A 13,514-nucleotide genomic window follows, 5' to 3' on the forward strand; every position below is an offset into this window, starting at 1 on the left:
TGCCCGGCGGCGCAAACACCCATGATGCCATGATGCCAAGCCGCTCGCCGCCACCCTGGACGGCATTGCCGTCGGGCGTCCCGGCGAAGGTTCGCCCCGGCAGGGCCCCTGCCCGGATGCCGGTCAGGTGGGCGGACCGGCTAGGCGCGAGGCCGAGGAAAGGGGCGATGCCCCGCACGTCAGGCCGTGCGGCGAAGAGCTTGCAGGAATGGACAAGGACCCCGGTTTTAAGGCAAGGCGCTGGGTGGTTGGGGTTTGCCACTCCTGGTTTGACCGGTCCAGGAAACTCTTGGTGCGCCATGAAAAAATGGATCGGAGCCATCTCGGCTGGCTTATGCTGGCCGCTTCGGCCATCGTTTTACGGAAACTAAAACGGAAAGGTCAGGGGAATATTATTTATGGACAAGCTCTAAGCGTTTTTACACAGTCTGGGTCGATTTCTACATTTCATTTCCTAAAAAACTTTTTAATTTTAAGTAACTTTGAAACTCCAAATGCTGGGATTACACATAATTACGGGCTGGCAATCACTCAGATAATGTGCCGGCAGCGACTTAGAAAAATCACAATAATTTTGGGGAATAGACAATAATAGCCACATTCGGATGGTTGTTTTGTTGGGGTTCGCAAGCTCACCCACAACCTACAAATTCGGGTTGCTTGCTAACGCTCACGGCTAATTTTATCCGCCCACACATCCATCATGCTGCTTTCCTCCATTATAATAGGACCCAAACTGGTTAAACATCAGCCATATTCCCAACTTTATGTGGCCTACAGCGGCGGGGTAGATTCCCATGTACTGCTGCACTTATGTGCAAATATTAATCACCTCAAAGACAAAATAACCGCCGTTTATGTCAATCATGGTTTACAAGTTGAAGCTGATCTGTGGGGAACACACTGCGAACAGATCAGCGAGGGTCTTGGTGTTAGGTTTCTGTCTTTAACCGTAGATGCTCATGCTGCCCCCGAAGAAAGCCCGGAAGAAGCTGCCAGAAATGCCCGTTATGCCTCCTTGAAACCGCTGCTTGCCGACGGTGACTTGTTATTGCTTGCCCAGCATAGTGAAGATCAACTGGAAACCGTGTTGTTGCAATTGTTTCGTGGCAGCGGCCTTAAAGGGCTTTCTGGAATGCCGGAAAGGTTGGCCTTTGGACAGGGGTTCCTGATAAGGCCTTTGCTGGATATTTCCAAAGCCTCGATCATCGAATACGCCAAAAATCACGCTTTACAGTGGATTGAGGACCCCAGTAACCAGCACACGCATTTTGACCGTAATTTCCTGCGTAATGACATCATTCCGCTGTTGATGCAACGGTGGCCGTCTTTAGGCAAAACGGTTTCCCGTTCGGCTAAACATTGTGCTAACGCCCAAAGCTTGATAACTTCCCTTGCCGATGATTTGTTGAGTGCTGTCATTAATCACAGCGATAACACCTTATGCCTTAGCCGTTTGCAAGGCTATTCGTTATTACAGCAACAGTTAATTATCCGGCAATGGTTTCAATGCCTGGGTTTGAAAATGCCTAGCCAGGATTTCGCGCAACGCATTCTGGTACAAGTCGTGGCGGCGAGAGACGATGCCGATCCTACCTTATCAACTCAAGACTACTGTATTCGACGTTACCGGAATACGCTTTATTGCCTAAAACCTACACAAAATAGGTTAGGTGGCAATCTCATTTGGCCTTCCGGCGATTCCTTATTATACATAGCGGATGATGTGTCTTACGAAGTCGTGGAATCATCTGGCGGAATCCCTCGTGATCTATGGCAGAATTCTAGGATCACGGTAAGGTTTCGTTCTGGTGGTGAAACTATTTGTGTGCCAGGGCGTAGTGGTCATCATTCCTTAAAAAAGCTCTATCAAGAAGCCGGGATTCCGCCGTGGGAGCGGGCAGGGATACCCTTGATCTATCTGGACGGGAAACTGGCGGCAGTCGGTGAACATTGGATAAGCGCAGAGTTTTATAGTGAAACGCAGGAACCTTGTTTTCGTGTTATCCGCCATAAAATAAATCCAAAAGGCAATGACGACGCGCCCGATGTCGATTAAAATACGGGCTTAAGCAAAAAGCGCGTCAGTTTATATCTGAAGTCCACCTACCCTTACATGACAAAATACATTTTCATAACTGGCGGCGTCGTGTCATCGCTAGGCAAAGGTATTGCCGCATCTTCTTTGGCCGCTATCCTGGAGGCGCGTGGACTCAAAGTGACCATGACTAAGCTCGATCCTTACATCAATGTCGATCCAGGCACGATGAGCCCTTTTCAGCACGGCGAGGTGTTCGTTACCGAAGATGGCGCAGAAACTGACCTGGATTTGGGCCATTACGAGCGGTTCCTGAAAACCACCATGACCAAGAAAAACAGTTTTACTACGGGTCAGGTGTATGACAGTGTCTTGCGTAGGGAACGCAAAGGCGAATACTTGGGGGCGACAGTCCAGGTCATTCCGCATATTACCGATGAAATCAAAAACCGTATCTACCAAAGCGCAGACGACATGGACATCGCACTGATTGAGATTGGCGGAACCGTCGGCGATATTGAATCCCTGCCATTTCTTGAAGCCATCCGTCAGATGCGTGTGGAATTGGGTACGGAGCGATCTCTCTTTATCCATCTCACACTCGTGCCTTATATCCGTTCTGCTGGGGAGATAAAAACCAAACCTACGCAACATTCGGTCAAAGAATTACGTTCTATCGGTATCCAACCGGACATCCTGGTTTGCCGGTCTGAGCAAACCATCCCCGATAGTGACCGCCGTAAAATTGCCCTGTTTACCAACGTGGAAGAAAAAGCCGTTATCTCAGCGGTTGATGCGGATTCCATTTACCGGATTCCGCTGCTGCTCCATGAGCAAGGACTGGATGAAATTGTCGTCAATAAACTCCGGCTTAACGTGCCTCCAGCCGATTTGACGGAATGGCAGAAGGTTGTTGAGGCGTTAGCGCATCCGGCTGCTGAGGTCAACATTGCGATTGTCGGCAAATATGTCGACCATTCCGATGCGTATAAATCATTAAATGAAGCCCTTATCCATGCGGGTATTGCCACCCTTAATAAAGTAAAAATCACCTACATTGATTCGGAAACGATAGAGGATGAAGGCATTGCCAGGCTTAAGGATGTCGATGCGATCCTGGTTCCTGGCGGCTTTGGCGAACGTGGCATAGAAGGTAAAATTGCCACAGCCAGGTTTGCCCGCGAGAACAAGATTCCCTATTTAGGCATTTGCTTAGGCATGCAGGTCGCCGTCATTGAGTTTGCCAGGGATATGGCTGGACTGGAAGGCGCACACAGTACAGAATTTTTACCCACATCGCCCCATCCGGTTATCGGCCTGATTACCGAGTGGATGGATGATAACGGTCAGCTAGAAATTCGCGATGAGCAATCCGATTTGGGCGGGTCAATGCGTTTGGGTGGGCAGCAATGCAGGTTAAAAGCGGATTCATTGGCCTATCAGATGTACCAAAAAGATGTCATCACTGAACGCCATCGCCATCGCTACGAATTTAATAACCAATATTATGAAAGACTGGAACAGGCAGGCTTGCGGTTTTCAGGCAAATCCATAGATGGGCGGCTGGTGGAAGTGATCGAAATCCCCAACCATCCCTGGTTCCTGGCTTGCCAATTCCACCCGGAATTTACCTCTACACCCAGACGGGGTCATCCGCTGTTTTCCGGTTTTGTAACGGCGGCGGCTCAACAAAAGCAGGTAAACGCATAACGCAATGTTATAACCACGGCGCACCAGCTTTAATTAGCATAGCGGATTATCCGCAAAGCGAGTTAGGCGGCGATACCAAGTATGAATATCTGGAAGGCACAATTCATGCAATGGTGGGTGCGAGTAAAAGTCATCAGCGCATTATTACCAATATGGTTATGGCACTCGGCCAGCATTAAAAAATATGCCTTGTGACACGTTTGCATCCGAATTAGTGCCTGAGTTTCCTGAAAAAGTGACTGTGTAAATAAAGATAATAGAAAACTAATGTTGAAAATGGTAAACAACAAGTTATTTGATATTTCTTGGAAAGAGAAAAAATCTGTGGAATTGGAAAATGCTAAATGTAGCTGGGCAAACGCTGTTTTTGAGGATATTTCTGGAGATGGTGATACATATTTAAAGACTATATCAAGATGGTTTGAGGAGTTTACTGATTCAAATAAATCAGAACAAGATGGCGATAAATTAAATAAATTGCAAAGTACCATCACCCAAGAACATTTGGGAGCAGTTAACGAATTGTCTTGGTGGAAATTTTTGAAATCTCGTGGCTTTGATTTACAACCTATTCCTATTGAGAAGAAAGGCACGTCTAATTCAGACGACTCTGAGAAGAACAAGTCTACTCCAGACTTTAATTTAAACTTTAAGGGATCAAATGTAATATTTGAGGTTACAACATTAAACCCAGCGGAAACTGTTAAATGCAAATTGGATGACGCTCAAAAACAAAGTTTTTATCGAATAATTACAACCTCGATTCATAATAAACGCAAGCAAATTGAAAAAGTGCATGACCAGAAAAAACCATTTGTGCTTGTATTATTTAATTATGATAACTGGAGTGGCTTAGGGACACAATTTTATAAGCTCATTGATGATAAAGAGTTATTTTCTGGGTTATCCAAAATTCTATCCGAAAGGCCACAAAGTAGGTGTGCTGAAATTGAAATATCCAGAGGGCTTTCCACCATAATATATGTGGAGAGGTATGTTAGAAATGGAATATCGCATTACAAAAAAGACAGCATGGTAATAGTTCATAATCCTAATGCTGATTTTTCGTGCCCCAAGAAATTTGAAGAAGAGGTAGTTAAGTCAGTGGAGGCAATTGACAATTGGATTGTTTGTGAAAAAACTTGACAATGCGACAATGGCTTTTTGCATTATTCCTCCATACGCATTAACTTAAGCTCGTAGCTAGGTAGGGCGCAATAGGCAACGCCATATTGTGCCGAATTGAACTTTCCCAGACCTGACAGGTTTTTAAAAAACGACATAACGACTAGTTAGCAGACAGCAAATTTATTATAAAAGAGAATCCTTATGCAATTATGCGGTTTTGAAGTAGATTTAGACCAGCCGTTTTTTTTGATCGCAGGCCCTTGCGTGATTGAAAGCGAGCAACTGGCGCTCGATACGGCAGGCACTCTTAAAGAACTGACGACAGCCCTAAATATACCCTTTATTTATAAGTCCTCGTTTGATAAGGCAAACCGTTCGTCCCACGAAACCTTTAGGGGATTAGGTTTGGAAACGGGCTTGAAGATTTTGGATAAAGTCAAACAACAGATTGGCGTTCCGGTTTTGACTGATGTGCATGAAGACACGCCGCTTGCAGAAGTGGCATCTGTTGTTGATGTGATGCAAACGCCCGCGTTTTTGTGTAGACAAACCAATTTTATCCAGCAAGTGGCCGCTCAAGGTATTCCGGTCAACATCAAAAAAGGCCAGTTTTTGGCACCTTGGGATATGGTGCATGTCGCCAAAAAAGCTAAAGCCACCGGAAACGGGCAGATAATGGTCTGCGAACGCGGTGTATCGTTTGGCTATAACAATCTGGTGTCGGATATGCGCTCACTGGCAGTGATGCGTGACACCGGATGCCCAGTCGTCTTTGATGCCACCCATTCGGTGCAACTACCCGGTGGACAAGGTACGCACTCAGGCGGACAGCGTGAATTCGTCCCGGTATTGGCACGGGCGGCTATGGCTGTCGGCATTGCCGGGTTGTTCATGGAAACCCATCCCAATCCAGCCGAGGCCAAAAGCGACGGCCCGAATTCATGGCCCTTACATCGAATGCAAGAATTATTGGAAGTCTTATTAACCATCGACAGGGCGGTTAAATCAACCCCCTTGATAGAAACAACCTTATAGGAAATAGAATGGCAGCAATTAAAGAAATACGTGCAAGAGAAATTTTAGATTCACGCGGCAATCCAACCCTGGAAGCGGATGTGGTGCTGGCATCCGGCGTGGTCGGTAGCGCGATGGTGCCCTCCGGCGCATCAACTGGCGAGCGCGAAGCCATTGAATTGCGTGACGGCGATAAAGCCCGTTATCTGGGTAAAGGCGTGTTGAATGCGGTCAACAATGTCAAGACCGAAATTCGTTCCGCCATTGTTGGCATGGATGCGGAAGATCAGACGGGTATTGACAACAAAATGATTGCGTTGGATGGCACTGACACCAAAGCGCGTTTAGGTGCGAACGCCATGTTGGCGGTGTCTATGGCGGCGGCACACGCCTCGGCCAAAGAAAAAAATCTGCCCTTGTACCGCTACTTGAACAAATCCGGCGAATTCATCATGCCGGTGCCGATGATGAATATCATCAATGGCGGTTCCCACGCCGATAATAGTGTCGATCTGCAAGAATTCATGATTTTGCCGGTTGGTGCGCCAACTTTCCGCGAAGCCATACGTTACGGCGCAGAAGTGTTCCACAATCTAAGCAAAGTATTGAAATCGAAAGGATTGGCTACAACCGTAGGTGATGAAGGCGGTTTTGCGCCTAACTTGTCGTCCAACGAAGAGGCGATCAACGTTATCCTGCAAGCCATCGAACAAGCGGGATACAAGCCCGGTAAAGACATCTACTTAGGATTGGATGCTGCCGCTTCTGAATACTATCACGATGGTATTTATGACTTGGCTTCGGAAGACAAAACTTATAGCTCAGGACAAATGGCTGATTTCTTTGTCGACTGGGTTAATAAATATCCGATTATCAGCATTGAAGACGGCTTTGATGAAAATGATTGGGATGGCTGGAAAGTCATGACAGAGAAACTGGGTGCTCGCATCCAGTTGGTAGGCGATGATTTGTTTGTGACCAATCCGGCTATCTTAAAGAAAGGTATCGAAAAAAATATCGCCAACTCAATCCTGATTAAGGTCAACCAAATCGGCACCTTGACCGAAACCCTGGCGGCTATTGATATGGCACATAAATCAGGTTATTCTGCGGTGGTATCGCACCGTTCCGGCGAAACAGAAGATACCACGATTGCTGATCTGGCTGTTGCCACCGGCACAGGGCAAATCAAGACGGGTTCATTAAGCCGCTCTGACCGGGTTGCCAAATATAACCGACTGATGAAAATCGAAGAAGAACTGGGTGGTCTTGCTAAGTATGCGGGACGCAGTGCATTTAAAATACTTTAAAAACTAAGGTGAAAGGCACAAGGCTAAAGGCCAATGACATTAAATTAAGTGGTTAGTCCCTTCTCCCTTGAGGGAGAAGGTTAGGATGAGGGGGGATATAAACAATTGATTTTATTCTCCTCACCCCATCCCTCTCCAGCAGGAGAGGGAGTTTTCTTTCTTAACTTAACGGTGTTGAGCTAAAGGCTAGTTGCCACTTTCGCCTTGTGCCTTTGGACTAACCCATGAAACTCATCATCGCCGTCATCATCTTGTTAATAATCCACCTGCAATACAGGTTGTGGGTAGGTGACGGCAGCGTTGCCCAAATTAAGGAATACCAAGCTCGCCTTGATGTCTTGAAAGAAAAGACCAAAGAAAAAAAAGAGCGTAACGATGCGCTTTATGCTGAGGTGCTGGATTTACGGAAAGGCCAGGAAGCGATTGAAGAACGGGCACGGGATGAATTGGGGATGATTAAAGAGAATGAAACTTTTTTTCAGGTGATAGAGGAAAAGTAATCATGTAGGTCACATTGCCGCGTGGGCGCAACCTGACCTACCTTGCTAAAAAAGTCGCTTAGTGAGGTGTCCGTGGATTCGGGGCAAGATCAAAAATAGTTTATCCGTTATGCCATTCGTAATGGTGCATAATATGTAATCGAATTGTCGTACTATTCATGGCGGATTCCTCTTCTTCTGTTAAGTGGTGGTTTTGCCCTTCCACTTTGGCACATCGCGATGCCGTTGGGAAGGGGAGGAGTCCATACCATTAACCTACGAGCTGGTTTAGCTGAGTAATGGTAATATGACTTTGATGCGTCTAGGTTGAAAAGCCATTACATTTCGCAAAATTTTACCGAACGTTCGCTATCGAACATATCTTTTTTAATATTAATGCTATAAATCAAACCGTGATAATGAAAGGCTGGCAATATTTGTCTAATTGATAATTGTTTTGGAGCATACAGATGACTAACGCTAAAAAAAGTGAAAATGCAGACTGTGAAATGGATGCGATTGATTTATTGACTTCTGATCATCATGAGGTCGAAACGTTTTTTAAAAAATATAAAAAACTGACGCATAAAGATGCCGATTCGGAGCAGCGGCTTGAACTTGCCGGTAAAATTTGCCAGGCCCTGAGTGTGTATGCCCAAATTGAGGAAGAAATATTCTATCCGACTCTGCGCAAAGCTTTAGAGGAGGGTGATTTGTTAGACGAAGCCGAAGTGGAACATGCCACGGTCAAAAGCCTTATTGAACAGACAATGGCGAGTAGCCCCGACGAGCCTTTGTATGACGCTAAAGTCATGGTGCTAGGTGAATACGTCGATCACCATGTTAAAGAGGAAGAAGGCCAACTATTTAAGAAAGCCAGGAAGGCTAAGGTAGATTTAGATAAGCTAGGGATGAATATTGCCACGCGAAAATCCGAATTGATGGAAGAGCAAAATACCGATAAAAAAAGTAAACACGCAAGCAACGCATCTAGCGCTAGTCATAAAAAATCTTCTTCAGAAGCTAGAACTTAGCTTCTTATAAATAAAAATTAATTATTTCTTAAAGTAACCAAATGTATGATTTCTTTAATTTTCATAAACCTTGAGGTGTATAAAATGAACATATTAAAAATAACTGCCACTAGTCTTCTGATCTTATTGGTCGCCTGTGATAACAGCAGTAAAAATGTCTCGGCCGATAGTAAATCTGCTCAAAAAGCAGCTAATGACTTTTCTAAAACGTTTCAACAAGCTTCGACTAAAGATTCCCAAAAAATGAATTCTGCAAAAAAATTACCAGCAGCAAAAAAACCGGCTCCGGAAACTGCGGGCATAGCAGGGTTGCCTAAGGATGCGGTCGAAGGGGCAAAAAAGGTTATTGACGAAACCAAAGAAATGGCAACTAAAGCTGTAGAGAAAATCTCAAATATAGGCAGCGATGACAACTCTAGTACTGGAAAAGCAGGTAATGGACGTACTGATATCGATATGGATAAAAATGCTCAAAACGCTGATAAAAGCCCAAAAGCCGCGACAAATACTACTTCCGCACAACAAGCTGCTGAATCAGAAGCTCCTCAACTGACTAAAGAAGAACCTGCTAACGGTTCCCAACCAGCAAACACCTCACGAAAATCGGATCCAGAAAGTGCCGGTGTTGCAGGCTTACCTAAAGATGCAGTTGAAGGTGCAAAAAAGATTGTTAATGAAACCAAAGAGATGGCGACAAAAGCAGCTGAAGAAATTACAAATTGAGAAGATAGAGAATTTCACCTTCACCCAAGAATACTAGAGTAACGTCCGCAACATACCATTAGCTTTGTCGATTTTTGCCAAGTTAAACTCGTAAGATGGGGGTAATTGTAGGTTGGGTTAGGCTCGCAAAATTGCCAGGGGTTTATCTGTCACATGCCGTTGGGCGAGCCGTAACCCAACATCGGGACATCCCAAACGCCCATCGTTGGGTTACGGCGCACGGACAAATCGACTATTATTTTGGCGTGAGTTGTTTTGTGCGCCTTTTATGCCCTTGGGAAAACCCAACCAAAAATCCAATTGCAAAAAATCTGCCCCATGCTATTATGACCATGTGCTGACCATATTCATGAGGATAAGCCATGACAACTGCAACTGAACGTATTCCGGTTTTGGTAACCAAGATTCAAAAACAACAATTGACGGCCAAGGCCAAAGCGGCCGGGCTTTCTACGGGGGAATTCTTGCGCCGAGCGGGGGAGAGCTATTCCGCATCGGAAGATCAGGATTTATTGGAGGGATTGCTCGACCAGGTTGTCAAAATCACCGCCAAAACTGAAAAATCCATTGATGATGCGTTGGCTTTCGTCGCCGCTTCGGAACAGCGACTGACGGAACTGGATTCTAAGGCAAGACAACCTATGCAGACCGAATAGCGCATAGGGCTAGGCAATGGGAATTTCGGAAAAGTTATGGGATACATTGTCCACAGTGATAAAAATGGACGATAAGGTGGAACGGATGGCCGATACCATAAAAGGACAACAAATGCGGATTGAAGATTTGACCCTACGTGTTGTGCGCCTTGAAACGGCGCTTGAGATTGCACTAGCGTCACAAAAACCTGAAGCGACATCGAAAAAGTTATCTTGAAAAATACGATAGCGGCGTAATCCTCCGAATGGGTATCATCTAAATGGCGGATTACGACGCACGGAAAATCCATACTTATCTTAAACTCGGCTATTTTGTGCGTCTAATCCGCCCTTGTTCTAATACATTACATTGTTCACTTTTCGTTCATGAGTCAAACCTTAAATTTCTGGGCCGTCGTCCCCGCCGCTGGTGTTGGTAAACGCATGAACATCGAACGGCCCAAACAATACCTGGATCTCGCTGAAAAGCGGTGATTGAACATACGCTGTCGTGTTTATTACAAGCCAATGTTTTCTCAGCCGCCGCCGTTGTTGCCATCTCAGCAGAAGCCCCAAGGCAAGACCATGGTTACACCTTTGATGTGCTAAGGGCAACAAGGACGTTATTCACCAATGCGAAACACAACACAAGAAGAAGTCGTTTAAGGCTGGAATCCGTGAGGAAATAATGGGCTATGACTTGCCAAATAATGATGATTTTTTAAACTTTGGTGTGATAATTCCATACGACCCTGAAAAAAGGGCTTTTTTTAGAAATTCCACAGGTTTTACGAATACCCCGATTTTTATTCACCACGAAGAACACAGTTGCTGCATGGACAGATAGTTGCCCCTGTAATATCTGCATTCACCACATCCATATGGATTATGCAGGAGGTAGGTGGAAAAATGATCCTGTATTTTCCACATTCGCCACATCCCTGTGGCTTGGCATCGCAGGACGACAAACTGCTCCTGTGTTTGCTGCATTCAGTACATCCTGTACTTCAGCAGTTGCCGAGGACACGAAGCTTGTCAATGAAGCCCGTTTTGGTCGAAGGTCTTGTAACAACCTTGTCGCATCAACAGTCTCAACATTAATTGATCCTTCGTGTTCTTCGTGGTGAATAGTTATAAATATCGTTAACTACAACCTGACAAAGCCAAATTAAACTGCTTTATCCAAACCGCATCTTATCCCTCTTTAACCAGAAATCCATAGCCACAGATTGCGCCTGTTCTTGGCTATCTGCTTTACCCAGCAATTTCAAGGCGACCGCCGCTGTCCCAAGCACGGATGCTTCGGCAAATTCATCCTGACTTTTGCCTTGCCAAACCAAGGCCAGTTGCCCAGGTTCTAAATTTTCCGGCCTGACATGCCGATGCGTAAAAAGTGCCGGCCATGTTTCGTCAATCAATTCACCGTTGTGGACGCTTTGTACTAAACACTGCATATCAGGATTACGTTCAGTTTCCCCGCCTTCGCCTTTCAGTGCAGCAGCGTGGGGTTGCTGCACTAATGCCGCCGCCTGTTGATGCACTGATCGATACGAAGGATGGAATATGCCTTGGATGCTGTATGGGGCATTGAACGGATTTAACAATTTTACCAAGGTATGCACGGGCGAACGCAAGCCTAAAATGGGTCGTAACTCGATAATCTCATGTAGCTTAGGACAAATTTTCTCCAGTGATAAATAACTGAATTGCTGCCCTGAAAGCTGTCTCTTAGCTTGTTCAGCAGATGTCGCCACTTCCAAGCCTAGATATGTCAACATATTGTGCGTGTATAAACGGCTAGCGGAAGGCCCTGGGGAACCGTGCATAAAAACGGCAATGCCATTGCCAGACAACAACAATGCCGAAAGCAAAAACCAAGGCAAATGCCGTCGCTTACCTGCATACGTAGCCCAATCCAAATCGACCAGCATACTATCGTCAGCAAGGCTGCAGGATTCTCTTGCCGCTAATACAAAACCTGCCAGTTCATCCGGCGTTTCCTCCTTGACGCGCATCAGCATCAAAAATGCGCCCAGTTGCTCGGGCAACACCTCCTCAGCCAGGATCATTTTCATGGCACGATAGGCTTCATCCTGTGTGAGCGACCTTGAGCCTTTTTTGCCTTTGCCCAGTATCCGTATAGTTTCCGCAAAAGGATGTTCCGGGCGGGATGTTTGCAGATGATGTGAAAAAGTCATATCGTCAGCCTGACATAATGGTCGATTAACAGCGCAGCGAACAGTAGCGTTATATAGACAATCGAATACCAAAAAGTTTTCATGGCGGTCTTGACATCTTTATTGTGCATCATCAACACGGCAAAATAGATGAACCCCGCGCCTAACAGCACGGCTGAAACCAGATAAATCAGCCCGCTCATGCCGGTCAAATAAGGTAACAAGGTCACAATGAATAGCAGGACGGCATAAAGCAATATCTGCAACCGGGTAAATTCTGCGCCATGCGTGACAGGCAGCATCGGAATATTGACCAGCGCATATTTTTCTTGTTTAGCGATAGCCAGCGGCCAAAAATGCGGCGGGGTCCAGACAAAAATAATCAACACCAGCAGCAAGGCGTAAGGATGCACTTCGCCTGTGATCGCACACCAACCGAGCAATGGCGGAGTCGCGCCAAAAGCGCCGCCAATGACGATATTCTGGGGGGTCAACCGTTTAAGCCAAAGCGTATAAATGATTGCGTAGCCGAATAAGGACACAAAAGTGAGGCTGGCAGTTAGCGTATTGACTTTAAGAATCAGCAACAACATTGAGGCACTACCCAATACCGCAGCAAAAGCAATAACTTCCGAAGATCTCATGTAATGGCTGGGCAAAGGCCGGTGCGGATTGAGTATCTCGTCCACCCTTTGGTCAATGAGATTATTGATGGCCGCAGCAGATGAAGCCGCCAAAGCAATGCCAATAATGCCAAAAATAGCCGTCGTTACAGGCGGCATGCCTGGAACAGCCAGCAGCATACCCACGATAGCGGTAAACAACATTTCCGCAACAACGTTAGGTTTGCACAGCTCCAGGTAGCTTTTCCAGGAAGACGGCGCAACAATGGCTAGTCCAGGCATAGTTTATTCAATCCCAACTTTTCGATTATCCTATAGAATACAGTGAACCATTGATTATTGAAACAGTCCGAAGCGCTAACAATTACACATGAAGAGGGAGTTATGAACGCAAGATTACTCTGTGCCACAGTAATATTATACTTATCGATAGTGTCCGCCTATGCCGAACCCAAGGCGACCGAACACATCCTGGCTAACGGCCTAAAGGTGCTGGTCAAGGAGGATCACCGATCCCCCGTCGTGGTATCGCAAGTCTGGTACAAAGTGGGTTCAAGCTATGAGCCAGGCGGCATTACCGGCATTTCACACATGTTGGAACACATGATGTTCAAGGGTACGGATAAACATCCCGTCGGTGAAT

Annotated in this window: 15 protein-coding genes; 13 read left to right on the top strand and 2 right to left on the bottom strand. The window is 45.9% G+C overall.

The genetic code is table 11. From position 1 onward, the window contains the following. The 12 genes from ACLQ6D_RS00795 to ACLQ6D_RS00850 form a co-directional block, all read left to right on the top strand. Positions 1 to 371: hypothetical protein (locus tag ACLQ6D_RS00795; protein ID WP_411725344.1), on the top strand; the 371-nt coding region annotated here is incomplete at its 5' end. A 398-nt stretch (positions 372 to 769) separates the two neighbouring features. Continuing rightward, entirely contained in the window at positions 770 to 2,059 is a 1,290-nt protein-coding gene (gene tilS / locus ACLQ6D_RS00800; RefSeq protein ID WP_411725345.1) for a tRNA lysidine(34) synthetase TilS, read from the top strand. A 57-nt stretch (positions 2,060 to 2,116) separates the two neighbouring features. Then, on the top strand, positions 2,117 to 3,748 hold the full coding sequence (locus tag ACLQ6D_RS00805; RefSeq protein WP_411725346.1) for a CTP synthase: 1,632 nt from the start codon (positions 2,117 to 2,119) through the stop codon (positions 3,746 to 3,748). 267 nt (positions 3,749 to 4,015) lie between these two features. Next, positions 4,016 to 4,894: a hypothetical protein gene (locus ACLQ6D_RS00810; protein WP_411725347.1), complete on the top strand. Its 879-nt coding sequence runs from the start codon at positions 4,016 to 4,018 to the stop codon at positions 4,892 to 4,894. A 183-nt stretch (positions 4,895 to 5,077) separates the two neighbouring features. Further along, entirely contained in the window at positions 5,078 to 5,911 is an 834-nt protein-coding gene (gene kdsA, locus ACLQ6D_RS00815; RefSeq protein ID WP_411725348.1) for a 3-deoxy-8-phosphooctulonate synthase, read from the top strand. 8 nt (positions 5,912 to 5,919) lie between these two features. Next, the gene (eno, locus tag ACLQ6D_RS00820) at positions 5,920 to 7,200 is read left to right on the top strand and encodes a phosphopyruvate hydratase (RefSeq protein WP_411725349.1); all 1,281 of its coding nucleotides are present in this window, start codon (positions 5,920 to 5,922) and stop codon (positions 7,198 to 7,200) included. 224 nt (positions 7,201 to 7,424) lie between these two features. Further along, positions 7,425 to 7,700 (top strand): cell division protein FtsB, encoded by a 276-nt coding sequence (gene ftsB / locus ACLQ6D_RS00825; RefSeq protein WP_411725350.1) that lies wholly within the window; start codon positions 7,425 to 7,427, stop codon positions 7,698 to 7,700. A gap of 449 nt (positions 7,701 to 8,149) precedes the next feature. Further along, positions 8,150 to 8,713: a hemerythrin domain-containing protein gene (locus ACLQ6D_RS00830; RefSeq protein WP_411725351.1), complete on the top strand. Its 564-nt coding sequence runs from the start codon at positions 8,150 to 8,152 to the stop codon at positions 8,711 to 8,713. 84 nt (positions 8,714 to 8,797) lie between these two features. After that, positions 8,798 to 9,436, top strand: coding sequence for a hypothetical protein (locus tag ACLQ6D_RS00835; protein ID WP_411725352.1), 639 nt, complete (start codon positions 8,798 to 8,800; stop codon positions 9,434 to 9,436). A 362-nt stretch (positions 9,437 to 9,798) separates the two neighbouring features. Next, positions 9,799 to 10,092, top strand: coding sequence for a plasmid mobilization protein (locus ACLQ6D_RS00840; protein WP_411725353.1), 294 nt, complete (start codon positions 9,799 to 9,801; stop codon positions 10,090 to 10,092). Between the two features lie 16 nt (positions 10,093 to 10,108). Beyond that, positions 10,109 to 10,309, top strand: a complete 201-nt coding sequence (locus ACLQ6D_RS00845) for a hypothetical protein (RefSeq protein WP_411725354.1) — start codon at positions 10,109 to 10,111, stop codon at positions 10,307 to 10,309. Positions 10,310 to 10,458: 149 nt separating this feature from the next. Then, complete coding sequence (locus ACLQ6D_RS00850; protein ID WP_411725355.1) at positions 10,459 to 10,566, top strand: 2-C-methyl-D-erythritol 4-phosphate cytidylyltransferase; 108 nt, start codon at positions 10,459 to 10,461, stop codon at positions 10,564 to 10,566. Positions 10,567 to 11,249: 683 nt separating this feature from the next. Here the strand turns inward: ACLQ6D_RS00850 and ACLQ6D_RS00855 are convergent. Together ACLQ6D_RS00855 and cyoE are read right to left on the bottom strand one after the other, a co-directional pair. Continuing rightward, positions 11,250 to 12,269, bottom strand: coding sequence for a glycosyl transferase family protein (locus ACLQ6D_RS00855; RefSeq protein ID WP_411725356.1), 1,020 nt, complete (start codon positions 12,267 to 12,269; stop codon positions 11,250 to 11,252). Next, a complete protein-coding gene (gene cyoE, locus ACLQ6D_RS00860; RefSeq protein ID WP_411725357.1) occupies positions 12,266 to 13,153 on the bottom strand; it encodes a heme o synthase in 888 nt (295 codons plus the stop codon). Before cyoE ends, ACLQ6D_RS00855 begins: the two co-directional genes overlap by 4 nt. A gap of 102 nt (positions 13,154 to 13,255) precedes the next feature. Between cyoE and ACLQ6D_RS00865 the strand changes: the two genes are divergently transcribed. Further along, on the top strand, positions 13,256 to 13,514 hold a 259-nt coding region (locus ACLQ6D_RS00865; RefSeq protein ID WP_411725358.1), incomplete at its 3' end, for a M16 family metallopeptidase.

Source organism: Methyloglobulus sp. (assembly GCF_046714055.1).
Lineage (GTDB): Bacteria > Pseudomonadota > Gammaproteobacteria > Methylococcales > Methylomonadaceae > Methyloglobulus.